Here is a 24579-nt window from a genome sequence, read left to right as displayed (position 1 = left end):
GCGGGTCCGTCCGGTGGTTCGGGTGCGCGGGGCGGCGGTGTGGTCACCGCGCTGGAGCGCGCATGCCGGCGGCGGCCGTCGGCTGACCTCCCGCCTCGTTCGAGGGCTATCCGCTCGCGTTGGGGTTCTTCGCCAGCGCACCGCCGGAGAACCCCCAGCACGAGCCGATATCCGGCTCTTCTGATTGAGCCGTGGCGACTTGTCACGCCCGCGCGATACGGGTCGAAGGTCAAGTCCCGTGGAGTGGTGTACGACGGTTTGTGATTCGTCGTTGTCTGGTTAGGCGCTGATGGCGCTGGCGATGGTGGTTGTGGTGGTCTGGTCGGGGTTGGTGATGAGGGTGAGTCGGCTGCGGTGGAGGACTTCGAGGCCGAGGTAGCGGCGTCCGTCGGCCCATTCGTCGTGTTGTTCGGCCAGGACGGCGCCGACGAGTCGGATGATGGAGCCGCGGTCGGGGAAGATGCCGACGACGTCGGTGCGGCGCCGGATTTCGCGGTTGAGGCGTTCGTTGGGGTTGTTGGACCAGATCTGTCGCCAGACGTCGCGGGGGAACGTGGTGAACGCGAGTACTTCGCCGCGGGCGTCGTCGAGGTGGGCGTGGACGGCCGGCAGGGTGGTTTCGGTCTGGTCGAGGAGTTTGTCGTACTGGGCGTGGACGGCGGTGGTGTCGATTTGGTCGAACACCGAGTGCAGCATCGCTTTCACGCCTCCCCAGGCGTGTTTGGGGCAGATCGCCATCAGGTTGGCGGTGTAGTGGGTTCTGCAGCGTTGCCAGGATGCGCCGGGCAGGTTCGCACCGATCGCGTCGACCAGCCCCGCATGGGCGTCGCTGGTGACGAGTGCGACGCCGTTGAGGCCGCGGGCGACCAGGTCTTTGAAGAACGAGTTCCAGCCGGCCCCGGACTCGGCGGTACTGGTGGAGACGCCGAGGATTTCGCGGAACCCGTCCGCGTTCACGCCGGTGGCCACCATGACCGCGATCTTGATCACCCGGCCACCTTCGCGGACTCGCATCGTCAACGCGTCCGCCGCCACGAACGTGTGAGGCCCTTCGTTCAACGGTCGTTCGCGGAAGTCGCGGACCAGCTCGTCGAGGTCCCTGGCCATCACCGACACCTGCGACCTGGACAGGCCCGTGATACCGAGCGACTGCACCAGCCGGTCCATCCGCCGAGTCGACACCCCAAGCAGATAACAGGTCGCCACCACACTGGTCAGCGCGGCTTCGGCACGCCGGCGCCGCTCGAGCAGCCAGTCGGGAAAATAGGTTCCTTCGCGCAGTTTCGGGACCGCGACATCCAGCGTCCCGATCCTCGTGTCCAGCTCGCGATGGCGGTAGCCGTTGCGAGAGTTCACTCGTTCGGGGTCGCGGGTTCCGTACGAGGCGCCGCACACGCTGTCGGCATCGGCCGACAGCAACGTGTTCACGAAGCCTTCCATCAGCTCGCGCAGCAGATCAGGACTGGCCTGCTGCAGGTGCTCGTGCAAGAACTCGGCAGGGTCGATACTGGGTGATGCGGTCATCGCTGTGCTCTTCTCTTCGAGTGGGTTGTGAGAGATTCCTCGAAGAATCACGCGGTGACCGCACCCACGTCCACACCCGGGCCGGCCACCACCACGTCGTACACCACTCTGCGGGACGCAACTGGGTCGAACCGGATGGCTCGCCCGGTCCACCGTCCGTCGGCTCCGCTCGCCGGCCTGATTCACGCTTGGGTGGAGACTTCCAGCACATCGGTGGAGGCTGTCCGGCGCTATCCCAGAAAACCCTCCACCATCCACCATCCCGGCCACCAGCCGCGGCTTCGCCGGTCTCGCGGCGGGGTTGCCCGCTCAACGGGAGGGTTGCCCCCTCAAAATCTGAGCAGGCAACCCTCCAAACGACGGGGCAACCCCGGTGATGCGGCGGGCAACCCCCTGTCAAACCCCGCCGTCACGCCACAGGTCCTGCTGGTGCGAGCGTGTACGGCAGGGCGCGGCCCGAGTCGACGGCCCCCTGCCGGGGAGGGCTGCGCCGCGCCGCGTTCCGGCAGTGGGGAATCCCGTGGCGGGGTGTGCAGCAACTGCGGGGCGACGGTGGAGACCGGGAACAGGCACTGGTGGCAGGAGACAGGCAATACCAGGTCTCCACCCACCACAACCTGTCTCACGACCCCGAATCAGGACAACCACCACCCACACATCGAGCAGAAGAGCCGGACATCCCCTCGTGTTGTCCGGACATCCACTCGTGTTGCCCGGACATCCGCTCGTGTTGTCCGGATGTCCGCTCGTGTTGTCCGGATATCCCTCGTGTTGTGTGGGTCAGATGTAGTCGGCGTGGTCGGATTGGACCTGGGCTACCAGTTCTTTGACGCGTTCGCCGTCGGAGAGGGGGCAGACCATGGTGACGTCCTGGGTGTGGACGATGATGTGGCTGCGGAGGCCGACGGTGGCGACCAGGTGGTCGGGGTCGTCGGTGACGATGATGTTGTCGTGGGAGTCGAGCAGGCAGCTGAGGGTGCTGCTGTCGGTGCGGTTGCCGTTCGGGTCGGCGTCGTACGTGTCCGCGAGGGCGGCCCATGAGCCGACGTCCAGCCAGTGCACGGGCATCGGTACGACGACCACGTCCGCGTCGACCTTGCCCTGGGAGGCGGGCTCCATCACCGCGTAGTCGACGCTGATCTTTCGCAACCCTGGGTAGATCTCCGCGAGCGTCGCCTCACGTGCAGGGGTGTCCCAGACGGCGGCGACCTCGCGCAGCCGGGCGGCCGAGTCCGGCAGCAGGGTGTCGAGGACGTTCAGCACCGTCGACGCCCGCCAGACGAACATGCCGGAGTTCCACCAGAACCGCCCGGTGGCCAGGTATTCCTCGGCGGTCGCGCGGTCCGGCTTCTCCCGGAAGCGGTCCACGACGTACGCCGATGTGCCCTCGATCGGCTCGCCGCGTTCGATGTACCCGAGGCCGGTGTGCGGGTGGGTCGGCTCGATGCCGAATGTGACCAGTGACCGCCCGCGCGCCTCGACCACCTCGAACCCGTGCTCGATCGCGGTCCGGAACTCGTCCTCGGGGCTGATCAGGTGGTCGGACCCGACGAACGCGACGATCGCGTCGGGGTTGTTCCGCGCGACCACGGCCGACGCCAGCCCGACCGCGTTCGCGGTGTCCCGGCGGGCCGGTTCGCCGATGATGTTGTGCGGGCCGAGCTCCGGCAGCTCCTTGCGTACGACGTCCGTGATCGCGCCGACCGTACACACGTAGATGTTCTCCGGGGCGACCAGTCCCAGCAGACGGTTGTACGCCACCCGCAGCAGCGACTGGCCGGCCGCCAGCGGCAGCACCTGCTTCGGCCTGTCGTCTCTGGACATCGGCCACAACCGCGTCCCTGAACCACCCGCCAGGATCACCACGTTTCGCATGCGGAGACCCTACCGGTCGTCACTGGGCGGTTGCGGAATCCGTAGGTGCTTGAGGTCTGGCGGTACGGGTGAGTCCGCGGGCTGCCAGAACAGTTCGGCCTCGCCGTCCTGCGCTGTCGCCGGTGCGTCTGTCAGGCGGAAGCGGTCGCGCAGGCGGCCGTAGAAGTCGGTCGGGCGCAGCCGTACCAGCCGCAACCGCTGCGGCGATCCGTAGACCCCGATCCAGTCCCCCGGATCGAGTACGCCGCGCAGCTGCCCGTCGATGCTCACCGCCGCCTGCCCCGAATGCGGCAGCACCCGCACCGCGATCGGCTCGTCCGGTGCGGCGACGACCGTACGGTTGAAGGTCATGTGCGGTGCGACCGGAGTGAACACGATCGCCTCGGTGTTCGGCGACAGGATCGGCCCGCCGGCCGCGAAGCTGTACGCCGTCGACCCGGTCGGCGTCGCCACGATCACCGCGTCCGCGGAGTACGACGCCAGCAACCGCCCGGACAGGTACACGCCCAGCGCCACCTGGTGATCCCGCGCGAGCTTCTCCACCACCACGTCGTTCAGCGCGGTGACGTCGAGCGCCATCCCCCAGCCGTCGCCCTCGGCCATCTCGTGCCGGATCGGCGGCGGCGGCAGCGCCGGACCGTGGCCGTACCGCAGCAGCGACTCGATGCCCTGCGGGATCTCCAGCGGCCGCGACGCCCGCATCGTCAGGGTCATCCGTTCCTCGTACGTCGCGCCGCCGTGGTGCACCGCTTCCAGCGCGGCCTCGACGTCCTTGCAGGCGACCTCGGTCAGGAACCCGACCTTGCCCAGATCGACCCCGAGGACGGCGGCGTTGTTCTTCGCCGCGATCCGCGCGCCACGCAGGAACGTGCCGTCGCCGCCGAGCGTGACGACCAGGTCCGGGTCACCGGCATGATGCAGCTCGTCGGTGCCGGTACGCCGTTCCTCGTGGTCCTTCCAGACATCGATGTCCGTACAGCCGATGCCGTGCGCGGAGGCCCACCGGCGTACGGTCCCCGCGGTCTCCACCGCCACCGGACGCCCCTGATGAACCACCAGCCCAAGCCGCGAAATCGCCACACCACACGGTAACCCGGCAACCTTGAGCACCCACCAACCACGTCGAAGGCCTCAGAACGGTTGGTGCGTGCCCAAAGAACGTCACTCGGGACGGGCGGCCGTGACGATGGGGTCGGTTTCGTCGTCGAACTCGCCGATTACCTCTTCTAGGAGGTCCTCGAGGGCGACTACGCCGATCGCTTGGTCGCCGCCGCAGACTACGGCGAGTTGGGAGCGTTCCTCCCGCATGGTGCGGATCGCCGTCGCCACCGGGGTGTTGTCGCCGAGCTCGAGCGCGGCCATCATCAGGTCCGACGCCCGGCTCTCGGTGTCGCCGGCGGTGGTCGCCCGGGCCGCGTCGCGGACGTGCACGATGCCGCAGATCGACGTACCGGAAACAACGGCCAGGCGGGAGTGTCCTTCGCGACGGCTCGTCAGCTCGATCTCGCGAGCGGACGCGGTCACCGGGACCGTGGACAGCTCCGCGATCGGCGTCATCACCTGACCGACCGTGGTGTTCTGCAACGCGAGCATCGCGGTCAGCAGCTCGTGCTCCGGCTGCTCGAGCGTCCCGTGTTCGCGGGAGGACTCGATCAGCAGCCGCAGCTCGTCCGGGCCGTGGGCGTTGGCGATCTCGTTCTGCGGCGTCACGCCGACCAGCCGGATGCACAGGTTCGCGATCCAGTTCAGCAGGCTGAGCAGCGGCCGGAACACGTACGTGAACCCGCGGAACGGCAGCGCCAGGATCAGCGCGGACCGCTCCGGATCGCTGATCGCCCACGACTTCGGCGCCATCTCCCCGAGCAGCACGTGCAGCAGACCGATCCCGCCGACCGCGAGGATCAGCGCGACCACGTGCCCGACGCCCTCCGGAATGTGGGCCAGCTCGAACAGCGGATGCAGCAGATGCGCGATCGCCGGCTCGCTCAGCGAACCGAGCCCCAGCGTGCACAGCGTGATCCCGAGCTGCGCCCCCGCGAGCATCAACGACAACTCGCTGACCCCGGCGATCGCGGCCCGGGCGGACCGGCTGCCGGACGCCGCCGCCTCCTCGAGCCGGTGCCGCTTCGACGCGACCAGCGCGAACTCGGCCGCGACGAAGAACCCGTTCAGCGCCAGCAGTACGGCGGAGATGATCAGCGCCCACGTCGTACTCATGCCGTCTTCTCCATCAGGACGATGCCGGGCACCCGGCGCTCGATCGTCTGCACAGTGAGCCGTACGTACTCCGTCGGCACCGGCTTCCCGTCGTGGTCGATCCGTTGCGGCAACTCCACCACCAGCGTGTCACCGACGTCCGGAATCCGGCCGAGCCGTGCCATCACCAGCCCGGACACCGTCTCGTAGTCGTCACTTTCCGGCAGCGGTACGCCGGTGGCCTCGGCGACCTCGTCGAGCCGCCACCTGGCCGGCACCACCCACGACCCGTCGCCGCCCTGCACCAGGCCGGTCTCCGGCAGGTCGTCCTCGTCGCGGATCTCGCCGACCAGTTCCTCCGCGATGTCCTCCAGCGACACGATGCCCGCGAACCCGCCGTACTCGTCGACGACGATCGCGAGCTGCCGGCGCGCGGTCCGGAGCCGCTCCAGCACCGCGGGCAGCGGCAGCGTCGTCGGTACGGCGACCGGCTGGGTCGCCAGCGAGCCGACCGCGATCGTCGCGCGATCGGCCGGTTCGAGTTCGACGACGTCGCCGATCGCGACCACGCCGATCACCTCGTCGACCGACTCGCCGATCACCGGAAACCTGCTGTGCCCGGTGTCCTGCAGCTCGACCACCCGGGTCAGCGGCTCGTCGCGGTGCATGGTGACGACGTCGACGCGCGGCACCATCGCCTCGCCGGCGGTCCGGCCGCGGAAGTCCAGGCCGCGGTCCAGCAGCCGCATGGTGTCCTGGTCCAGCAGGCCCTGCTCGTACGACGTCTCGATGATCCGGTCGAGCTCCTGCGGCGTCGCGCCCTGCGGCAGCTCCTCGACCGGCTCGATCCCGACCCGGCGGAGGATCCGGTTGGACGCCGAGTCGAACAGGTGGACCACCGGCCCGGCCACCGCCAGGTACAGCAGCGTCGAACGGGACAACCGCAGCGCGATCGCCTCCGCGCGAGCGATCGCCAGGTTCTTCGGGGCCAGCTCACCGAGCACCATCTGGATGATCGTTGCCAGCAGCAACGCCAGGATCACCGAGACGGACAGGCTCACGGCCTCCGGTACGCCGGCCGCGCCGAGCAGGTGCTGCAGGCCCTCGCCGAGGTACGGCTCGGCGAAGTACCCGGCGAGCAGCGCGGTGATCGTGATTCCGACCTGCGCGCCGGACAGCACGAACGACAGCCGCGCGGTGACCTTCAGCGCCCGGGCGGCCGCCGCGTCACCGTCCTCGGCGAGGGTCTTCAGGCGGTTCCGGTCGACGGCGACGTACGCGAACTCCTGGGACACGAAGTAGCCGGTGGCAACGGTCAGCGCCAGGATCAGGCCCAGGCCGGCCAGGATCAACATGACCAAACCCTATGAGAACTCGAGCGACTGCGGTACTGCGGGGTCGGTGACGTCCAGGCCGTCCTCGGCCGCCCGGGTGTACGCGCGCATCCGGAGTGCGCCGCCGACCTCGGCCGCACACCACGCCTGCGGGCTACCTGGCCGTGGACGGCTTCCACGGGACGACTTTGCCGTCACGGATCAGTTCGCCGTACAAGGCCGGGTCGACGGCGTCGGCGAGGATCAGGTCGGCGATCGGGCGGACCGCGTCGGCCGGGGACTTCGCCTGGCTGAAGTCGTCGAACCACGGCCGGGAGGCGCGGGTGTCGACCAGCCCGGGGCAGACGGAGGCGACCAGGGTGCCGGCGGCGAGATCGTCCTCACGTCGCTCGCCGGCGACCGCGCGGACCGCCGCGACCTGGGCGACCTTCGACGGGAGGTTGATCCACTCCGGCCAGCCCTGCGCGACCGCCGTACCGTCGTGGACCGCCGTACGCCATTCCTCGACGACCTTCTCCACATCGTCCAGCGAGGCACCGTCGAACCGCCCCCACAGACTCTCCGGCAACTGCTCGAGCGTCCCGAGCGAACTCGCGACCACGATCAACCGGCCGCCAGGGCGCAAGATCGGTCCGAACGCCCGCAGCATGAACTGCGCCCCCACATTCGCCACATCCACGAACTCGTCCACCTGCTCCCCCGGCGCCTTCCCCGGCTCCAACGGACCAACCGCGTTGGACACCACGATGTCCACACCGCCAACCTCATCAGCCAGCCGCCGCACCGCCTCCCCGTCGGTGACATCCAGCACCCGCCCCTCAACCCGAGCTCCCCCACCTACGGCCGACCGGGTGGCGGCCGCGACTCGTTCGGGGCTTCTGCCGGTCAGCAGTACGAGGTCTTCGGGGTTCATGCGGTGAGCGAGTTCTTCTACAAGTGCGTAGCCGATGCCCTGGTTGGCTCCGGTGATCAGTGCGATTCTCATGGGGCAAACGTAGGTCTGCGAGAGGTATGACTCCAGCGAAAGTTCGGCACAGGTGGTATGCGTATACGTCATGGACTTCACCGATGTCTCGCTGGTGGCGTTGCGGGTGTTCCGGGAGGTGGCGGAGCGGGGTACGTTCACGGCTGCCGCGGCGGCGCTCGGGTATACACAATCGGCTGTGTCGCGGCAGATCGCCTCGCTCGAACGCGCGGCGGGCAGCCGGCTGCTGGAGCGGCGGCGCGAAGGCGTCGTACTGACCGCGGCCGGGCAGGTGGTACTGCGGACCGGGGCGGTCATCCTCGACCAGCTGGACGCGGCGGCGCGGGAGCTTGCCGGGTTGCCGGTCGCGGGCGGGACGGTACGGCTCGGGTGGTTCCCGAGCGCCGGGGCGGTGTTGTTGCCGCGGGCAATCAGCGCGGTACGGCGTACGCATCCGGCGGTGACCGTGACGACGCGGGAGGGGTCCACGCCGGCGCTGGTACGGGCGTTGCGGGCCGGGACGATCGACCTCGCGGTGATCGCGTCGGCGCCGCCGTTCCGGCCGCCGGACGCGGAGACTCCGGCATTGAAGCTGGAGACGCTGGCAGAGCGGAGCCTGATGCTGGCGGTGCCGACCGGGCATCCGCTGGCGGCGTACGACGCGGTGGACATCGGCGAGCTGCGAGGTCAGCGATGGATCGCGGGGCCGGCGTCCAGCGGGGAGCTGCTGATGGGGGTGTGGCCGGGGCTGGACGAGCGGCCGGTGGTCGCGCACACGGTGCGCGACTGGTTCGCGAAGCTGCAGCTGGTGGCGGCCGGGGCCGGGATCACCACGATCTCCGCGTCGATGGCACCGGCCGTGCCGGCTGGTGTCCGGGTGATCACCGTACGCGGCGGCCCACAGGAACTCCGCCGCACCATCCTCGCCCGCCTCCCCGGCCGGCTGCCGGAGCCAGTCGCCCTACTAGCGGCTGCCCTCCGAGCCGCCACCACCGAACTCCCCCTCGCCTGACCCCTCCGCCTGCACCGGACCAGCAGAAGGCGCCGACACCTCAGGCTGGCTGGGGGTGGGAGAGGGAGTGGGTGCCTGTGGCTCGGATGGAGCTGTTGCCTGGGGCTGAGCTGGGGCTGCTGTCTGGGTTTGGGTCGGTGCCTGGGACGCAGCTGGGGCTTGGGTTTGGGTGACCTGGGCCGGGGGTTCGTCGTCGCCTTGGCGGGCCTTCTCGAATTCCTTCATGGCCTTGGCGGCGTTGCGGGTCAGTTCCGGGAGTTTCTTCGCACCGAACAGCAGTACGACGATGACCAGGATGACGATCCATTCGCCGCCTTCGGGCAGCGCGAGCTCTGGCACCATGACTTGCCCTTCTCTCCACTCATTCCCTCCCAACGTACGCCGATCCGCGAACCGTAGGGTGGGCCATATGTCACAAGTCCTGCCCGAGCTGTTCGCGGCCGCGGTCCGCCGGGACGGCGCCCGGCCGTTCCTCACCTACTACGACGATGCGACCGGCGAACGGATCGAGCTCAGCGCGGTGACCACCGCGAACTGGGTCGCCAAAACCGCCAACCTGCTCACCGACGAGTACGACGTCGAGTCCGGCGACACCGTCGCGATCGGCCTCCCCCCGCACTGGCTCGGCGTGGTCTGGGCGCTGTCCACCTGGTCGGCCGGCGCCGTCCTCACCAGCGGCACCGGGACGATCGCGATCACCGGCCCGGACTTCGCGATCCGCGGCGAGCGCGAGACCGTCGCGTCGGCTCTCCTCCCGCTCGGCGGCCGCTTCCGCGAACCGCTGCCGGACGGCGTGCACGACTACGGCGCCGAGGTCTACAACCACCCGGACGTCTTCTCTCCGTACGACGCCCCCACGCCCACTTCCCCGGCGTACGACGAACTCACCCACGAGCAGCTGATCGGTACGGCGGACCCCGTCGCCGACCGGATCCTCGTCACCCGCACGCTCACGGACCGGGACGGTCTGGGCCTGCTGGTCGGTGTGATCGCCGGAGGTGGTTCGATCGTGCTCTGCCGCAACCTGGACGCCGCGAAACTGGAGCGCCGGGTCGCGGACGAGAAGGTCGACCGAATCCTGGAGGGGTAGTGCGACGGTTCGAGGGCAAGGTAGCGCTGATCACAGCGGCGGCGCAGGGAATCGGGTCGGCAGTCGCGCGCCGGCTGGCCGACGAGGGGGCGTCGGTCGTGGTCACCGACCTCCAGGAGGACAAGCTCGCCGAGGTCGCGAACGGCATCGGCGAGCAGACGCTGCCGGTCCGCGTGGACGTGACGAACCGCGACGACGTGGACGCCGCCGTCGCGGCCGCGGTGGACCGCTTCGGCCGGCTGGACGTCGTGGTGAACAACGCCGGCGGCTGCATCGTCCGGTCGGTGCCTGAGGACGCCACCGCCGAGGAGTTCCACGCACAGCTGGACCTGACGCTGGTCGGCGCCTCACGCTGCATCCAGGCCGCACTCCCGCAGCTGGTGAAGCACCGCGGCAACGTGGTCACGATCAGCTCGGTCAACGGGCTCGCCGCCTTCGGCAACATCGAGTACGCCGCTGCCAAGGCCGGCCAGATCGCGCTGACCGTCAACTACGCCGCGCGGTACGGCGAGCTCGGTGTGCGCTTCAACGTCGTTGCCCCCGGCACCATCAAGACCCCGAACTGGGACAGCCAGCCGGAGACCCTGGAACGCTTCGGCAAGCTGTACCCGCTGGGCCGGGTCGGCGAGCCGGAGGACATCGCCGCCGCCGTGGCCTTCCTGGCCTCGGACGACGCCTCCTGGATCACCGGCCACACCCTCCCGGTGGAAGGCGGCGTCCTCACCGGGCCGGGCGGGATGAACCTCGGCCCGTCTGGGTTCTTCAAGAAGGAGTACTAGAAGAAGGAGTACTGGAAGGCCAGGCTTCCCACGCGGTCGCGAACATCTGGTCGACCGTGTAGGTGTTCCGCCAGCCGAGGTCGCGGGCCGCGAGGTCGCCGTTCGCCACCACGCGGGACGGGTCGCCGGGCCGGCGCGGGCCTTCGGCCGGGGTGAAGTCGATCCCGGTCACGCGCCGGGCGGCGTCCATGATCTGGCGGACCGACGTACCGGTGCCGCTGCCCAGGTTGTAGACGCGCTCGAGGGTCTTGCCGGCCTCGAGCGCGCGGGCAGCCGCGACGTGCGCGCGGGCCAGGTCGGCGACGTGCACGTAGTCCTTCACCGACGTACCGTCCGGGGTCGGGTGGTCGGTGCCGTAGATCTGCGGGGTCTTGCCCTGGGTCAGCAGGTCGCAGACGATCGGGAACAGGTTGTACGGGCTGGCGTCGTACACGGTCGGGTCCCCGGAACCGACCACGTTGAAGTACCGCAGCGAGGTGTGGTGCAGGTCCGCGGCGGCCGCCTCGTCGCGGAGCAGCCACTCGCCGATCAGCTTCGACTCGCCGTACGGCGACTGCGGGTCCGGCGCGGTGTCCTCCGTCACCACCTCGTCGCGCGGCGTCCCGTACACCCCGGCGCTGGACGAGAACACGATGTTGCGCACCGACTGCTCTGCCATCGCCTCGAGCAGCGACACCATCGCGGTCACGTTCTGTGTATACGTGTGCAACGGCCGCTCGACCGAGACCCCGGCGTACTTGAACCCGGCGAGATGCACCACGCCCTCGGCCCCGTCGAGCGCCTCGCGCACCGCCTTGCCGTCGAGCAGGTTCGCCCGCACGAACGGCACGCCGTCCGGAACGAACTCGGCCTTCCCGCTCGACAGGTCGTCGATCACGACCACGTCGATCCCGTCGTCGCGGAACGCCCGCACCACATGCGCTCCGATGTACCCGGCACCACCAGTCACAAGCCACGTCATGTCCCAGATCCTGCCACCCGCACCCCGCCGAACCCTCGCGAACGGGCCGAACCTGTACCAACTACCAGTTAGCTGCCAGCAGACCCGAAGACTTTGAGCTTCGGTGTCAGCAGGAAGGCGCCGGCGTACAGCAGGGCGGCGATGATCAGTAGGCCGTGGAAGCCGATCACCAGTGCGGCGTACTCGAGGCAGCCACCGAGCATCGCGCCGAGCAGGTTCGCGCCGAACGACGCCGTGCCGTCGGCGGTGTCGGTGAAGCGCTTCGCGAAGATCACGTTCGCCGCGAAGATCGGCGTGAACGCGATCAGGACAGCGACAACTACCCGAAGGCCGAGCGGCATCCCGAGCAGCCAGCTGTCCGGGAACACCCACGACAGCGCGAGCCCGCCGAACAGCACGGCGAACATCACCTTCACCGGTGGGGTCTTGAACCGCCGCGTCACTTCGACCGCGGCGAGCACCGCCACCAGCACGCCCGCGAACACGATCGCGTTCACCACCCACGTCGTACCGAACAGCAACGCGAACCCGGTGATGCTCTTCGTCTCCAGCAGCGTGAAGCCGGCGCCGAGCAGGAACAGGTCCGCGTACGGACGCATCCGCCGGTACGACGCGCCGCCGCCGGCGATCCCGACGCCGACGAGGCCTGCGACCAGGATCAACCCGAGCGTGATGAGGTACAACGACGGGATCCGGTCGGTGAACAGGTACAGGAACGGGCGGTTGTCGGTCGCCGGCGGGGGCGTCGCCGAGGTCGCCCCGGCCCACTCGGACGCGCAGGACTGGTCCTGCTCGGTCAGGCCGACAGTGACGACGGCCTGCTGCAGACCGTCACCGATCTTGTCCACGCACGGCTTGTGCCCGAACGCCGCCTGTGCGGTCGAGGCCAGCCGGTCGATCAGCCAGGTCTCGCGGTAGTAGTTGTACATCGCGAACGCGCCACCTGGGTTGAGGTGTTCGCGCGCCGACTCGAACGCCTGCTTGGTGAACAGGTAGCTCTCCAGCCGCAGCGAGCTCGCACCGTTGACCAGGGTCAGCGAGTCCGGCAGCGCCAGCAGGATCATGTCGTACTTCTTGTCGGTCCGGGACAGGAACGCCCGCCCGTCGTCGATGTGCGACGTCACCCGCGGGTCCTGGTACGGACGGTCCGGGTTCAGCTGCTTGCCGAGGTCGCGGATCCGCGGGTCGATCTCGACCGCGTCCACGTGCGTCGCGCCCTTCTTCAGCGCGATCGCCACGTCGGAGCCGGAACCCGCCCCGATGATCAGCACGTTCTTCGGCGTCTTGCCGGTGGTCGCCCGCTCGTACGGCAGCCCGTACTGCGGCTCCCACTGCAGCCGCGCGTCCGCGGGGATCGCCTGCTGGTGCGGTACGCCGTTCACCGTGATGGTGAGCAGCGGGACGTTCTCCCAGGTGTACTGCTTGGTCTGCACCTTGTAGTACGGCGACCAACTGAGGTCCGACTTGGTCGACTCGTGGAACAGCACGCCGAGCATCACGATCAGCGGCGTCAGCACCAGCGCAGCACTGACCGCGGTCGCCACCACACGCTTCCCCGGCGCCGTCACGGTCCGCGGGATCATCAGCACCGCGAACACGATCGTGACGATCAGGCCCCACCAGATCGGCGGCGCCCCAAGGAACGACAGCGCGGTGAACGAGACGATCCCGACCAGACTGCCGACCAGGTCGAAGCGGTACGCCGTCAACCGCGGCAGCTCCGCGAAACAGCGGCCGACGAGCTCCGCCGGGCCGGCCAGCACCACGGCGGCCGCGACGAAGATGATCGGCAGGATCACCCAGACCGGCGGGCCGGTGGTGTTCAGGCTGGTGAAGTAGATGACGCTCGACGAGCTGCCCCGGTCGACCGTGACGGGCTTCCAGGCGATCACCAGGACCAGCAGTCCGAGCATGATCGGCGAGTAGTACGGCAGCCGCTTCGCGCGGCTGGAGCGCAGTACCCCGATCCCGATGCCGAGGAACGAGCCGAGCAGGACGAAGTTCGAGAAGTAGCTCAGGTGGACGACGTTCGAGCCTGTCCAGCGGATCAGCGCGAGCTCGGTGAAGAGCATCAGCGCGCTGGACGCGACCAACCGCGTCCGTACTCCGAACGGGCTCGGCCAACTGGGCGTGGAGACGTGGTCTGTAGCGGAGTCGACAGCCATGCGGGGGGACGTTACCGGATTTCCAAGTGGTGTGCGTCACCCCGCAGGCAACTTTACGAAGCGTCAGCGGCGGCTGGCCGGCTTCGGCAGTTCGCAGCCGGACTTGTTCAGGTCGATCGTGCGGCCGGCGGTCAGGCAGGTGTACAGCCACCAGGTCTGCTCGCCGTACGCCGCACCCTGCTCGACGGTGACATTGCCGCTGGCGTCCACCTCACACGGGTTGTTCACGGTGCAGCGCTCGCCGTTCTCGTTGCCGGTGTTGTTGATCCCGATCATCTCGCCGGTGGTGGTGCTGACCACGGGCGATCCCGACGTACCGCCGATCGTCTCGCAACCGGGCTGGTGGTACTTGATCGAGTTCTGCCAGGTCCAGTCGCCCTCGCGAAGCTGCGGGATGGTGGCCTGCACCGAGCAGGTGTAGATCCGCTTCCAGTACCCGGAGACGACCGCCATGCCGGCGCCGTCGGCCGGGGCCTGCTTGGCGAGGGTCAGCGGGGTGACGCTCAGCCGGCTCTTGATCGAGGCGTAGGTCTCGTTCACCTCGTACACGATCAGGTCGGTCTTGGTCATGGTGCCGAACAGGATCTTGTCGGCGCGGACCGTACCGGCCCGGCTGGAGTCCGGGTTCAGCAGCGTGATCGACCGGGTCGAGGCTTTGTTCACCAGCACCTGGCCGGGCTGCAGGAACCCCCCTTCGTAGCAGTGCCCGTTGGTCAGTACGAGGGCCTTGTCGGTGTCGACGGATTCGGTGTACCGGACGAGGGAGGCGGAGCAGTTGCTCAGCGCGGCGATGCCGGTGAAGTCGGCTCCCGGCGCGGCCGCCTGTGCGGACGTCGTACCGAGAAGTGTCGTGGTGGCGACCGCGGTGGCGGCCAGAAGCGTACGGAACAGTTTCATGGGGGCGGTTTCCTCACTGGTTGTACGTAAAGGACTTCGTAACGCATCTGTCCGCCGCCGACCATCACAGCTGTGTCAAGCAGGGTCAGAGCAGGGGATTTCCTGCGCTCCGTGTCCGGGCTGCTACCCTTCGTCTCCGGATCCGCCCGGGTGCGAACCATCGGTGCCACCGGCACGTCGTACCAAGTGATGACAAGCAACCAGGTACGGTCGGGAGCAGACCGCCCGGAGGGAACTGCCTGGGATTTTCAGGGGAAGGACGTCATGCCGCAGGAGAAGCCAGACCTGCGCAGTCTCCGCGAGCCGGTCCGGTTCAAGCGGGCACTGACACTGCTGTTGATGACGCTGATCCTGCCGGGATCGGCCCAGATCGTCGCGGGCTCCAGGACGGCCGGCCGCTGGGCCTGGCGGGTGGTCGCCGGGCTGATCGCGATCATCGTCTTCTTCGTCGTCCTGGGCCTGATCTGGCGCTCCGGGACGATCAACATCCTGGCCCGGCCCAGCACTCTCCGGCTGGTGCAGATCCTGCTGATCGTGCTCGCCCTCGGCTGGGCGGCGCTGTTCGTGGACGCGTACCGGATCAGCCAGCCGCTGACGCTGGAGCGCAACCACCGGCTGATCACCAGCATCCTCGACGGCGCGCTGATCTTCGTCGTGGTCGGGGCGCTGATCTACGCGAGCGTGATCGTGAACACCCAGCGCGACTTCGTCGCCAGCGTGTTCGGCAGCGGCAAGTCCTCGAAGGCCGACAAGGGCCGCTACAACGTGCTGCTGCTCGGAGGCGACTCGGGTGCGGACCGCGTCGGCACCCGGCCGGACAGCATGACGATCGCGAGCATCGACGCGAACACCGGCCGGACCGTGCTGATCGGGGTACCGCGGAACCTCTCCAAGGTGCCGTTCCCGGAGGGTACGGCGATGGCCAAGCAGTTCCCGCAGGGCTTCCAGTGGAAGGGCTGCACCCCGAACTGCTGGCTGAACGGCGTGTTCACCTGGGCGACCGATCACAAGCAGCTGTTCCCGGGCGACCCGCATCCCGGCGTGACCGCGACCAGCCAGGCCATCCAGGCGACCACCGGGCTGAAGCTCAACTACTACGCGCTGATCGACCTGACGGGCTTCCGCGACCTGATCAACGCCGTCGGCGGGATCACCCTGGACATCAGTGTGCGGGTACCGATCGGCGGCGAGAGCACACCGATCAAGGGCTACATCGAACCCGGCAAGAACGTCCATCTGGACGGGTACCACGCGCTCTGGTTCGCCCGGTCCCGCGCCGACTCGTCGGACTACGCACGGATGGCACGGCAGAAGTGCGTGATCTCGGCGATGCTCAACCAGTTGTCGCCGCAGGTCGTGCTGACCAAGTTCCAGGGCATCGCGTCGGCCAGCAAGGAAGTGGTCCAGACGAACATCCCCGCCGGCGAACTGGGCACCTTCACGGACCTCGCACTGGACGCGAAGAAGCTACCGGTGTCAAGCTTCTCCGCGGTTCCGCCGTTGATCAAGGGCAGCGACCCGGACTTCGCACTGATCCGGACCAAGGTCGCGGAGGCGATCGCCAAGTCCGAATCGCTGGACAACGACGGCTCGGGAGGAGACGGTAAGACCTCGACCACTCCGCGTAGCACCGCGGGGAGGTCCAGCAGCGCCCCGAGCACCAGCACCACGAAGAAACCGAGCAAGAAGCCGACAAGCTCAACGACCACACCACCCGCCAACGGCGTCGACGACGTCGCCTCGATCTGTAAGGCCTGACCTGATATGCCGCTGTCCCACTGGCCGCCCGTGTCCGTCGTGATGCCCGTGCTGAACGAGGAACGTCACCTGGAGGAGGCGGTCGGCCGCGTCCTCGACCAGGACTATCCGGGTGAGCTCGAAGTCGTCCTCGCGATCGGCCCGGGCAAGGACCGGACCGAGGAGATCGCGGACAAGCTGGCCGAGAAGGACCACCGGATCAGCATCGTGCCGAACCCGACCGGCAAGACGCCGGCCGCGCTGAACGTCGGGATCGCGCACGCCAAGCACGACATCCTGGTCCGGGTGGACGGGCACGGCGCGCTCACCGACGGGTACATCACCCGCGCGGTCGAGGTGCTGGACGAGAGCGGCGCGGACAACGTCGGCGGCGTGATGGCGGCCGAGGGTCGGACCCCGACCGAGATGGCGGTCGCCTGCGCGTACCGTTCCCGGCTCGGTCTGGGTGCCTCGACGTTCCATCAGGGCGGCACGGCCGGCCCCGCGGACACGGTGTACCTCGGCGTGTTCCGGCGGGCCGCGCTGGAGCGGGTCGGCGGCTTCGACGAGACCATGCACCGGGCCCAGGACTGGGAGCTGAACTACCGGATCCGGAAGACCGGCGGGCTGATCTGGTTCAGCCCGGACCTTTCGGTGACGTACCGGCCGCGGTCCTCGCTGTCCGCGGTCGCGAAGCAGTTCTTCCACACCGGCCAGTGGCGCCGCGAGGTGATCCGCCGGCACCCGGAGACCGCCAGCAAGCGGTACCTGGCACCGCCGGTCGCGGTCATCGGCCTGGCCGTCGGCACGATCCTGGGGATCATCGGCCTGGCCACCGGTGTCAGCTGGCTCGACATCGGCTTCCTGGCCCCGCTGGGCTATGCCCTGCTGCTGATCTTCGGCTCCGCGATGGAAGGCCGCTACCTGCCCTGGAAGGCGCTGTTCTGGATGCCGCTGGTCTGCGCGACCATGCACGTCTCCTGGGGCCTCGGCTTCCTGGTCGGCCTCCCCGAACGCCCGAAGGCCGTCTGACCCACCGGTTCCCAACCGAGTGGTTATCCGTTCGTGTTGAGGGTTCTCCGCTGGTATGCGATGGAAGAACCCCCAACGCGGGTGGATATCCAGCGACCCGGCTGGGGTGGCGGTCAGGCGGGGCGGCGGTAGCGGTTCAGGACTCGGAACATGCCGGCGGCGAGCTCGGCGGGATGATCGAAGTCGGACCAGTCGGTGCGGATCACGGACAGGCCGCGGGCGCGGAGGCGGTCCTCGCGGCGCTTCTCCCGGATCAGGACCTCGGGTGACCCGCCGCCGTACTTCAGCGCCCCGTCGAACTCGACCACCGTCTCGTACCCGTCGAAGTCGAAGTCGACCCGGGCGATGAGGCCGAGACGGTCGTAGTACTCCGTCTGCAGCCGGGGTCGCGGCAGGCCATGCTCGTACATCAGCACCCGGAGCCGTGACTCACCGACCGACTCGGACAGTCCGTTCCCGAACAGCAGCGCTTTCCGGGCTGCGGCGGATCCGGGCCAGAACGCCGTCGCGCACCGCAGACGCCGTACCTCGTCCTCCCCGAGGCAGCCGGCGCGCAGCGCAGCGTCAACCCCGACCACCCCCACCTCGAACGACGTCGTACAAGCGGATTCGAGGGTCGCCCGCGCCATGCTGGTCACGAGGAGGCCGTTGACGACGCTCAGGTCGGCGTCGGTCAGCACTCCGAGGTGATGCTGTACGCCGGCGACGACACCACCGGACCGTCCGTCAACCCGGGTGACGTGCACGCGGCTCAGGTCGAGGCCCCAGATCGGCAGACCGTGCAGGACCAGCGCCGACTGATGGCTGACGGCGACGGAGCGCGGGCGCATCGCGTTCACCACCGCATGCACCTGCCGGAGGTGCAGCAGACGGGCGCGTTCCCACGGCGGCAGACCCGTCAGGTCAAGCATCTCGGCGTACTGACCGCGTCGGACCTGTTCCCAGCTACCGTCCCGCAGGCAGCGGACGATCTGCTCGTGGGTGCATCCACTGGCAAGGGCCTGGCGACGGCTGAAGACGCCACCTTGTTGCTGCGCGATGAGTCTGAGCCGCTGGTTCACCCATCAAGCATCCAACGAACAGCCAGCGCCGGAGGCCCCCGACCAGGCATCTGTGGACAACTTCCTCGCGAGTGGATATCCCTTCGCAGTGGGGGTTCTTCACTCCAGTACCGGTGGAGAACCCCCAACACCAGTGGATATCCACTGGTGTGCGACCGCGCTAGCCTGCCCGGGTGGAGCGGATGTAGGCGGCGATGACCTCGTCGACCGGGCCGTCGAGTTTCAGTACGCCGGCGTCCAGCCACAGGGCGCGGTTGCAGGTCTCCTGCACCACGTCCAGGCTGTGGCTGACCAGGAACACGGTGCCGGCCTGGTCGCGGAGGTCCTTGATCTTGCGCTCCGACCGGACCCGGAACTCGGCGTCACCGGTCGCCAGCGCCTCGTCGACGAGCAGGATGTCGTGCGTCTTCGCGGACGCGATCGCGAACTTCAGCCGGGCCTGCATGCCGGTCGAGTACGTCGACATCGGCAGGTCGATGAAGTCGCCGATCCCGGAGAAGTCGACGATCTCGGCGTACCGGCGCTGGGTCTCGGCCGGGGACATGCCCATCGCGAGACAGCCGAGGACGACGTTCCGTTCGCCGGTGAGGTCGTTCATCATCGCCGCGTTGACGCCGAGCAGCGACGGGCGGCCGCCGGTGTAGACGGCGCCGGACACCGGCGGCAGCAGGCCGGCGATCGCGCGCAGCATCGTCGACTTGCCGGAGCCATTGCGGCCGATGACGCCGATCGCGTCGCCCTTGTAGGCGGTGAAGCTGACGTTCCTGACCGCGTGCACCTCGCGGATCGTCGGCCGGTCCTGGCGGTTGACGATCCGCCGCAGCGCGGTCGCCGCCGTACCCTTGCCGCCCTGGCCGGCGATCACCTTGTAGATGATGTCCAAGCGGTCCGCGATGACCGTCGGTTCAACCCCTGAACCAGCCACCGAATCAGCCACGCCCATAACGGTCCTCCGCCCGCCAGAAGTACCAGAGTCCGCCGGCCAGCATCACGAACGCCCAGACGACCGCGATCGTCCACGCGTACGGCAGCTGGTTCTTCTGGTGCTCGGTGAGCAACGAACGCCGGACGATGTCGATGTACGCCGAGATCGGGTTGAACGCCAGTACCTGGACCACCCAGCCCGGGGCGTGCAGCTGGGACAGCTTGTACGGCAGCGAGAAGAAGATCCCGGACGCGTACAGCCAGGTGCGGGTGATGAACGGCAGCAGCTGGCTGATGTCGGTCACGAACGTTCCGATCCGCGCGAAGACCAGGGTGATGCCGATGTTGAACATCACCTGCAACAGCATCGCCGGCACCACCAGCAGCCAGCGCCACGCGGGCCCGTCGGTGAAGCCGACGACCAGGAACAGCAGGCCCAGCGAGATGAGCATCTGGTTCAGCTCGTTCAGCACGTAGGCCAACGGCAGTGTGGCGCGCGGGAAGTGCAGGGTGCGGATCAGCGACAGGTTCAGCGCCAGCGAACGCGACCCTTCGGTCATGCAGCGCTGGGTGAACGTGAACACGAACACCCCGCTGAGCAGGAAGGCCACGTAGTTGTTGATCCCGTTCTTGGTCCCGAGCAGGACGCCGAACGCGAGGTAGTACACCCCGGCGTTCAGCAGCGGGGTCAGGATCTGCCAGATCGAGCCCAGGCGGGCTCCGGCGTACATGGCGTAGGTGCGTGCGGTGGCGTAACTGACGACGAACTTACGACGGCTCCACAGCTCGCGCAGGTACGAGCCGAGCGGCGGGCGGATCGAGCTCTTGGAGAGTCCGTAGCGTTCGGCCAGTGCCGCGGGGTCCACGGATACCCCGGTCGGCTCTGTCGGCACTGCGGCGGTCGGCATTGCAGCAATGTACTGCGCTGTGTGACGCCGTCGTGACGCAGGTCAGCCCACTAAGCGGGCTTTCAGGTTGCTGAGGTCGTTTTCAGTGATACCACCGTGCAGCAGGTATGCCTCCGCCCCGCCGTACTTCGTGTCCAGATGGCGCAGGATCGCGACGATCGACTCCGCGCGGGTGTCGCGGAACTCGATCATTTCCGGGTGTTTCGAGGTGTCGGGCTCGGCCGCCAGCTGCTCCTCCAGCCAGCCCGCGAGCCGCGCCTGGGTGAGGTAGTAGTCGGCGACGATCTCGTCCTCCGGTACGCCGGCGACGCTCAACGCCAGCGCGACCACCATGCCGGTGCGGTCCTTGCCGCCGTGGCAGTGCACGACGACCGCGCCCTCCGGCTCGTCCGCGATCGCCTTCACCGCGGCCGCGAACAGCTCCGGCCGCTGGTCGAGCATCCAGGTACAGGCGTCGACGATGGTCGGCTGCCCGTGGTCCGGGTCGGCCGGGTCCTGCAGCGACTGCCGGACCGCGAGCGGCGTACCGGTGAACGGCGTCGGCGAGGCCGCCACCTCGCCGTCGCCACGCAGATCCAGGATCCGGCGCACACCGGACCGCCGGACCTCCTCGACCCCGTCCGCGGTCAGGTACTGCAGGCTGTCGGAGCGGATCAGCACGCCGTCCTTCAGCACCCGCCCGTCAGCGGTCGGCAGCCCGCCGACGTCCCGTACGTTGCGGCACCCGGGCCAGTCGAGATCCATCACTGCCCCTGGGGGCGGTCCGGGTTCTGGCCGGGATTGTAGGGCGGCGGCGCCGGGAAGGTGTTGGACTGCTGGGGCGGCATCGGCTGCTGGGGATAGTTGCCGGGAGGGTAGTTGCCGGGGGCACCTGGTTGGGTGGGGAAGGTGCCGGTGGGGCGGCGGCCGCGGTTCTTGCGGACCAGGCCGATGGTGAGGAACGTGACGCCCAGCCCGAGGAAGATCAGCAGCGAGAGGACGGTCGCGAAGATCGACAGCACGAACGCGCCGATCGACGACTTCGGCCCGGCCGCGTACGTCGCACTGGTCCCACTGTCGGTGCACGAGATGCTGTAGTCACCGGCCGGCACGGTCGACGCCGACCGCGCCACGACGTACCAGGTGTCGCCGTTGATCGTGATCGTCTCGGACCCGCCCGGCTTCTTCGTCGGTACGTCGTTGCCGCTCGCGTCCTTCACCGTGCACGGCGGCGTCAGCACCGGGACGGACGAGTAGATCGTCAGGCCCTCCTTCTTCAGGTGGACCGTGCCACCCTCGATCGGCTGCGGCGTACTCGGGGCGGTCACGACGATCCGCCAGACGAAGAACGCGGTCAGCACCGCGCCGACCACGAAGCAGACGATCGCGAGCGTGGGCAGGATCGACTTCTTGGGCGCTGCGGACATCCCGGGCATGCTCATGACTGCACCGTATCGGGCGTCAGGGTGCGCCGAGCAGACGAAGACCCGCGGCGGTCGCGGCGGCCGCCACCACGACCAGCACGAACGGCACCTTCCGCCAGGCGAGCACCCCGCCGACCAGCACCCCGGCGGGCCGGGCGATCCCGGCCGGACCGTGCCCCTGGGTCAGCGCGGAGGTGGCGACCAGCGCGGTCAGGAGCACGATCGCGGCGGCGGCGAGCAGTTGCTGTGCCTTCTCCGGTATCTCGATCCGGCTCCGCAGCGCAGGCCCCGCGAACCGCAGCGAAAAGGTGCCTACGGCAAGTACTGCGATGCCGGTCAGCAGCAGCGGCGTGTTCGTCATCGGGCCACCTCCAGCGCGGGTTTGTCCGCGCGGTAGAACAAGAGGCCGGCAAGGGCCAGCAATACGGGCACGCCGGCCGGCAGGAAGGGCGTCGCGGCGAGTGCGATCACGACGCCGACGAGGGCCGCCGTCCGCGTTCTGCGGTCACGCAACGCGGGCAGGACCAGCGCCAGCAGGACCGCCGGGAACGCCGCATCCAGCCCGAAGACGTCGGTGTTCGTGATCACCGAACCGGCCAGTCCACCGATCACCACGCCGACGTTCCAGCAGACGAAGATGCCGATCCCACCTGCCCAGTACGCCGCGCGCCGCTGCCCCGGCTCGTCCTGCCCCATCGCGAACGCGACGTTCTCGTCGGTCATCAGGTGACTGCCCGGCCACCGCCGCCAGCCGCCGCCGATGACGTCACTGACCGCCAGACCGAACGCGACGTGCCGGCTGTTCACCAGCAGGCCGGCGATCATCGCGGCGATCGGGCTGCCGCCGGCCGCCACGATCCCGACGAACAGGAACTGCGACGCCCCGGCGAACACCACGATCGACAACAGGATCGGCACCCACAACGGCAACCCGCCGCCGACACTGATCGCGCCGTACGACAGCCCTACGACACCGTCGGCCAGGCAGACCAGGGCGATGTCGCGGGCGAGTCCCCGATCGAGTGTTCGCCAAATCGAACGCATGGGCATTATGATGAACAATCCACTGCCGGTTCGTCAAGCCGAACGATCAGACCGATGGAGCGAACACCGATGGACAGCAAGGCACCACTGGACGTGATCGCCGCCTCCCTGCGCCGGCACCGGGCCCGGGCCGGCCTGTCGCTGACCGAGGTCGCCAGGCGGGCCGGCGTCGCGAAGTCCACGCTGTCCCAGCTGGAGTCCGGCACCGGCAACCCGAGCGTGGAGACCCTGTGGGCGCTGGCGGTCGCGCTCGACACGCCGTTCGCCGCGCTCCTCGACCCGCCGCGCCCGAAGGTACAGATCATCCGGGCCGGCGAAGGCCCGGCGATCTACTCCGACCACGCCGACTACAGCGCCACGCTGGTCGCGTCCAGCCCCCCGAACGCCCGCCGGGACATCTACCGGATCGTCGCCTCCCCCGGCCCCGGCCGGAAGTCCGACCCGCACATGCCCGGCGTCGTCGAGCACGTCATCCTCGGCTCCGGACGGGCCCTCGTCGGCCCCACCGACGACCCGGTGGAACTCGGGCCGGGCGACTACATCGCCTACCCGGGCGACCTGCCGCACGTCTTCCAGGCGCTCGAGGAGAACACCGCCGCGACCCTGGTCTCCGAGCACGTCTGACCCAAAAAAAGTTGCCCGGGGCACTTGATGCCCCGGGCAACCGCAGTCTTGCGCTACCGCTGACTCAGATCTTGCGGCCGACTGCGCCGACGATGCACTCCTCGACCTGGTTCAGCGGCTTGATCCGCGGCCCGTCCGGCCACCAGTCGTCACAGAGCACCAGGCCCGGCTCGACCAGCTCCTGGCCGGGGAAGAACGACAGCAGCTCCTCCCGGGTGCGGAACCGGCCGCTGCCCATCGGGCTGTGCACGAACTTCTCCTCCATCTTCCGGGCGACCTCGGAGTGCTCCGGGGTCTCCGGGTCGTAGAAGTGCGCGATCACCGTGTACGACCCGGGCACCACGGCGTCGACGTACTTCTGCATGATCTGCGCGCCCTCGTCGCCGATGTAGTGGTGCAGGGTGCCGTTCTGGATCACGGCGATCGGCTCGCTGAAGTCGAGGAAGCTGCGCACCTCCCGGCTGCTCAGCACCTCGTCCGGGTCGAAGATGTCGGCGCTGACGAACAGCGTGTTCTCGTTCTCCTCGAGCAGCGCCCGGCCGTGCGCGAGCACCACCGGGTCGTTGTCGACGTACAGCACCTTGGCGTCCGGCTGCAGGCGCTGCACGACCTGGTGGGTGTTCTCGGCGGTCGGCAGGCCGGACCCGCAGTCGAGGTACTGCGTGATGCCGGCGTTGTCGGCCAGGAAGCGGCACGCCCGGATCAGGAACTTCCGGTTCGACCAGGCCAGGTCGGCGACCTGCGGCGCGACGGTGGCGACCTGGCGAAGCACCTCGCGGTCGACCTCGAAGTTGTCCTTGCCGTTCAGCGCGGCGTCGTACACCCGGGCGATACTCGCCCGAGTGGTGTCCACGCCCACCGGGTTGGAACTGGGTGCCTTGGTGGCATCTGGCACGGTGGACCTCGCAGAGAGTGATCGGGAGTCTGTTCCGCCGACTCTACTGACTGTACGGGGCGCTGAACACACCGTGTCTGCGGGTCGGGGTGGACGCGTTCCCGATCTGTTGTGAAATGATCAGCTGTTCCATCCGGTGTCAGCTGCTGGGAGG

At 68.7% G+C, this 24579-nt stretch carries 24 protein-coding genes; 6 read left to right on the top strand and 18 right to left on the bottom strand.

The genetic code is table 11. The features are described from left to right. Positions 1-279 precede the first annotated feature (279 nt). The 6 genes from JOF29_RS31590 to JOF29_RS31565 all read right to left on the bottom strand — a co-directional run bounded on the left by JOF29_RS31590 (position 280) and on the right by JOF29_RS31565 (position 7914). Positions 280-1524 (bottom strand): IS256 family transposase, encoded by a 1245-nt coding sequence (locus JOF29_RS31590; protein WP_209698046.1) that lies wholly within the window; start codon positions 1522-1524, stop codon positions 280-282. Between the two features lie 780 nt (positions 1525-2304). Continuing rightward, a complete protein-coding gene (locus JOF29_RS31585; protein ID WP_209698045.1) occupies positions 2305-3399 on the bottom strand; it encodes a mannose-1-phosphate guanylyltransferase in 1095 nt (364 codons plus the stop codon). Positions 3400-3408: 9 nt separating this feature from the next. Then, on the bottom strand, positions 3409-4434 hold the full coding sequence (locus JOF29_RS31580; RefSeq protein WP_307863789.1) for an NAD(+)/NADH kinase: 1026 nt from the start codon (positions 4432-4434) through the stop codon (positions 3409-3411). A gap of 126 nt (positions 4435-4560) precedes the next feature. Beyond that, positions 4561-5616 carry a hemolysin family protein gene (locus tag JOF29_RS31575; RefSeq protein ID WP_209698043.1) on the bottom strand — a complete coding sequence of 352 codons (1056 nt, stop codon included), beginning with the start codon at positions 5614-5616 and terminating at the stop codon, positions 4561-4563. After that, positions 5613-6950: a hemolysin family protein gene (locus JOF29_RS31570; protein ID WP_209698042.1), complete on the bottom strand. Its 1338-nt coding sequence runs from the start codon at positions 6948-6950 to the stop codon at positions 5613-5615. Before JOF29_RS31570 ends, JOF29_RS31575 begins: the two co-directional genes overlap by 4 nt. 133 nt (positions 6951-7083) lie before the next feature. Next, positions 7084-7914, bottom strand: coding sequence for an SDR family NAD(P)-dependent oxidoreductase (locus JOF29_RS31565; protein ID WP_209698041.1), 831 nt, complete (start codon positions 7912-7914; stop codon positions 7084-7086). 70 nt (positions 7915-7984) lie between these two features. On the opposite strand from JOF29_RS31565, the gene JOF29_RS31560 reads away from it, so the two are divergent. Continuing rightward, positions 7985-8905 (top strand): LysR family transcriptional regulator, encoded by a 921-nt coding sequence (locus JOF29_RS31560; RefSeq protein ID WP_209698040.1) that lies wholly within the window; start codon positions 7985-7987, stop codon positions 8903-8905. Here JOF29_RS31560 and JOF29_RS31555 read toward each other — a convergent pair. Beyond that, the gene (locus JOF29_RS31555; RefSeq protein WP_209698039.1) at positions 8858-9247 is read right to left on the bottom strand and encodes a twin-arginine translocase TatA/TatE family subunit; all 390 of its coding nucleotides are present in this window, start codon (positions 9245-9247) and stop codon (positions 8858-8860) included. The genes JOF29_RS31560 and JOF29_RS31555 overlap by 48 nt on opposite strands. Before the next feature lie 67 nt (positions 9248-9314). Between JOF29_RS31555 and JOF29_RS31550 the strand changes: the two genes are divergently transcribed. Together JOF29_RS31550 and JOF29_RS31545 are read left to right on the top strand one after the other, a co-directional pair. Further along, entirely contained in the window at positions 9315-9995 is a 681-nt protein-coding gene (locus JOF29_RS31550) for a TIGR03089 family protein (protein WP_209698038.1), read from the top strand. After that, positions 9995-10774 (top strand): SDR family NAD(P)-dependent oxidoreductase, encoded by a 780-nt coding sequence (locus JOF29_RS31545; RefSeq protein WP_209698037.1) that lies wholly within the window; start codon positions 9995-9997, stop codon positions 10772-10774. The genes JOF29_RS31550 and JOF29_RS31545 overlap by 1 nt, the downstream gene beginning before the upstream one ends. Here JOF29_RS31545 and galE read toward each other — a convergent pair. The 3 genes from galE to JOF29_RS31530 all read right to left on the bottom strand — a co-directional run bounded on the left by galE (position 10758) and on the right by JOF29_RS31530 (position 14797). Next, the gene (gene galE / locus JOF29_RS31540; protein WP_209698036.1) at positions 10758-11735 is read right to left on the bottom strand and encodes a UDP-glucose 4-epimerase GalE; all 978 of its coding nucleotides are present in this window, start codon (positions 11733-11735) and stop codon (positions 10758-10760) included. The two genes, JOF29_RS31545 and galE, sit on opposite strands and share 17 nt — an antisense overlap. A gap of 68 nt (positions 11736-11803) precedes the next feature. Beyond that, positions 11804-13900: a spermine/spermidine synthase domain-containing protein gene (locus JOF29_RS31535; protein WP_209698035.1), complete on the bottom strand. Its 2097-nt coding sequence runs from the start codon at positions 13898-13900 to the stop codon at positions 11804-11806. Positions 13901-13963: 63 nt separating this feature from the next. Next, the gene (locus JOF29_RS31530; protein WP_209698034.1) at positions 13964-14797 is read right to left on the bottom strand and encodes a S1 family peptidase; all 834 of its coding nucleotides are present in this window, start codon (positions 14795-14797) and stop codon (positions 13964-13966) included. A gap of 264 nt (positions 14798-15061) precedes the next feature. Between JOF29_RS31530 and JOF29_RS31525 the strand changes: the two genes are divergently transcribed. Together JOF29_RS31525 and JOF29_RS31520 are read left to right on the top strand one after the other, a co-directional pair. Further along, positions 15062-16555 (top strand): LCP family protein, encoded by a 1494-nt coding sequence (locus tag JOF29_RS31525; RefSeq protein ID WP_209698033.1) that lies wholly within the window; start codon positions 15062-15064, stop codon positions 16553-16555. A gap of 6 nt (positions 16556-16561) precedes the next feature. Continuing rightward, entirely contained in the window at positions 16562-17566 is a 1005-nt protein-coding gene (locus tag JOF29_RS31520) for a glycosyltransferase family 2 protein (protein WP_372446379.1), read from the top strand. Between the two features lie 113 nt (positions 17567-17679). Here JOF29_RS31520 and JOF29_RS31515 read toward each other — a convergent pair whose 3' ends face one another. The 7 genes from JOF29_RS31515 to JOF29_RS31485 form a co-directional block, all read right to left on the bottom strand. Further along, the gene (locus JOF29_RS31515; RefSeq protein ID WP_209698032.1) at positions 17680-18627 is read right to left on the bottom strand and encodes a type IV toxin-antitoxin system AbiEi family antitoxin domain-containing protein; all 948 of its coding nucleotides are present in this window, start codon (positions 18625-18627) and stop codon (positions 17680-17682) included. A 160-nt stretch (positions 18628-18787) separates the two neighbouring features. Beyond that, positions 18788-19564, bottom strand: coding sequence for an ABC transporter ATP-binding protein (locus JOF29_RS31510; RefSeq protein WP_307863788.1), 777 nt, complete (start codon positions 19562-19564; stop codon positions 18788-18790). Next, positions 19557-20459: an ABC transporter permease gene (locus JOF29_RS31505; protein WP_209698030.1), complete on the bottom strand. Its 903-nt coding sequence runs from the start codon at positions 20457-20459 to the stop codon at positions 19557-19559. Before JOF29_RS31505 ends, JOF29_RS31510 begins: the two co-directional genes overlap by 8 nt. Before the next feature lie 42 nt (positions 20460-20501). Next, complete coding sequence (locus tag JOF29_RS31500; RefSeq protein WP_209698029.1) at positions 20502-21203, bottom strand: tyrosine-protein phosphatase; 702 nt, start codon at positions 21201-21203, stop codon at positions 20502-20504. Beyond that, positions 21203-21880 carry a hypothetical protein gene (locus tag JOF29_RS31495; protein WP_209698028.1) on the bottom strand — a complete coding sequence of 226 codons (678 nt, stop codon included), beginning with the start codon at positions 21878-21880 and terminating at the stop codon, positions 21203-21205. Before JOF29_RS31495 ends, JOF29_RS31500 begins: the two co-directional genes overlap by 1 nt. Before the next feature lie 19 nt (positions 21881-21899). Beyond that, positions 21900-22223: an AzlD domain-containing protein gene (locus JOF29_RS31490; RefSeq protein WP_209698027.1), complete on the bottom strand. Its 324-nt coding sequence runs from the start codon at positions 22221-22223 to the stop codon at positions 21900-21902. Further along, the gene (locus JOF29_RS31485) at positions 22220-22906 is read right to left on the bottom strand and encodes an AzlC family ABC transporter permease (protein WP_209698026.1); all 687 of its coding nucleotides are present in this window, start codon (positions 22904-22906) and stop codon (positions 22220-22222) included. The genes JOF29_RS31490 and JOF29_RS31485 overlap by 4 nt, the downstream gene beginning before the upstream one ends. A 54-nt stretch (positions 22907-22960) precedes the next feature. Between JOF29_RS31485 and JOF29_RS31480 the strand changes: the two genes are divergently transcribed. After that, complete coding sequence (locus JOF29_RS31480; protein ID WP_245359643.1) at positions 22961-23530, top strand: helix-turn-helix domain-containing protein; 570 nt, start codon at positions 22961-22963, stop codon at positions 23528-23530. A 64-nt stretch (positions 23531-23594) separates the two neighbouring features. On the opposite strand, the gene JOF29_RS31475 is transcribed toward JOF29_RS31480, so the two are convergent. After that, complete coding sequence (locus JOF29_RS31475) at positions 23595-24383, bottom strand: SAM-dependent methyltransferase (RefSeq protein WP_307863787.1); 789 nt, start codon at positions 24381-24383, stop codon at positions 23595-23597. Between the last annotated feature and the right edge of the window lie 196 nt (positions 24384-24579).

The sequence above is a fragment of the Kribbella aluminosa genome, from assembly GCF_017876295.1.
Classification (GTDB): Bacteria; Actinomycetota; Actinomycetes; order Propionibacteriales; family Kribbellaceae; genus Kribbella; species Kribbella aluminosa.
The sequence above is the reverse complement of the archived record's forward strand: the minus strand, read 5'-3'. Positions and strand labels throughout refer to the sequence as shown.

Bases quoted from the DNA above. Each gene is read 5' to 3' on its own strand.
- JOF29_RS31590 (WP_209698046.1), bottom strand. From the start codon at position 1,524: ATGACCGCATCACCCAGTATCGACCCTGCCGAGTTCTTGCACGAGCAC.
- JOF29_RS31585 (WP_209698045.1), bottom strand. From the start codon at position 3,399: ATGCGAAACGTGGTGATCCTGGCGGGTGGTTCAGGGACGCGGTTGTGG.
- JOF29_RS31575 (WP_209698043.1), bottom strand. From the start codon at position 5,616: ATGAGTACGACGTGGGCGCTGATCATCTCCGCCGTACTGCTGGCGCTG.
- JOF29_RS31570 (WP_209698042.1), bottom strand. From the start codon at position 6,950: ATGTTGATCCTGGCCGGCCTGGGCCTGATCCTGGCGCTGACCGTTGCC.
- JOF29_RS31565 (WP_209698041.1), bottom strand. From the start codon at position 7,914: ATGAGAATCGCACTGATCACCGGAGCCAACCAGGGCATCGGCTACGCA.
- JOF29_RS31560 (WP_209698040.1), top strand. From the start codon at position 7,985: ATGGACTTCACCGATGTCTCGCTGGTGGCGTTGCGGGTGTTCCGGGAG.
- JOF29_RS31555 (WP_209698039.1), bottom strand. From the start codon at position 9,247: ATGGTGCCAGAGCTCGCGCTGCCCGAAGGCGGCGAATGGATCGTCATC.
- JOF29_RS31550 (WP_209698038.1), top strand. From the start codon at position 9,315: ATGTCACAAGTCCTGCCCGAGCTGTTCGCGGCCGCGGTCCGCCGGGAC.
- galE (WP_209698036.1), bottom strand. From the start codon at position 11,735: ATGACGTGGCTTGTGACTGGTGGTGCCGGGTACATCGGAGCGCATGTG.
- JOF29_RS31535 (WP_209698035.1), bottom strand. From the start codon at position 13,900: ATGGCTGTCGACTCCGCTACAGACCACGTCTCCACGCCCAGTTGGCCG.
- JOF29_RS31530 (WP_209698034.1), bottom strand. From the start codon at position 14,797: ATGAAACTGTTCCGTACGCTTCTGGCCGCCACCGCGGTCGCCACCACG.
- JOF29_RS31525 (WP_209698033.1), top strand. From the start codon at position 15,062: ATGCCGCAGGAGAAGCCAGACCTGCGCAGTCTCCGCGAGCCGGTCCGG.
- JOF29_RS31520 (WP_372446379.1), top strand. From the start codon at position 16,562: ATGCCGCTGTCCCACTGGCCGCCCGTGTCCGTCGTGATGCCCGTGCTG.
- JOF29_RS31505 (WP_209698030.1), bottom strand. From the start codon at position 20,459: ATGCCGACCGCCGCAGTGCCGACAGAGCCGACCGGGGTATCCGTGGAC.
- JOF29_RS31500 (WP_209698029.1), bottom strand. From the start codon at position 21,203: ATGGATCTCGACTGGCCCGGGTGCCGCAACGTACGGGACGTCGGCGGG.
- JOF29_RS31495 (WP_209698028.1), bottom strand. From the start codon at position 21,880: ATGAGCATGCCCGGGATGTCCGCAGCGCCCAAGAAGTCGATCCTGCCC.
- JOF29_RS31490 (WP_209698027.1), bottom strand. From the start codon at position 22,223: ATGACGAACACGCCGCTGCTGCTGACCGGCATCGCAGTACTTGCCGTA.
- JOF29_RS31485 (WP_209698026.1), bottom strand. From the start codon at position 22,906: ATGCGTTCGATTTGGCGAACACTCGATCGGGGACTCGCCCGCGACATC.
- JOF29_RS31480 (WP_245359643.1), top strand. From the start codon at position 22,961: ATGGAGCGAACACCGATGGACAGCAAGGCACCACTGGACGTGATCGCC.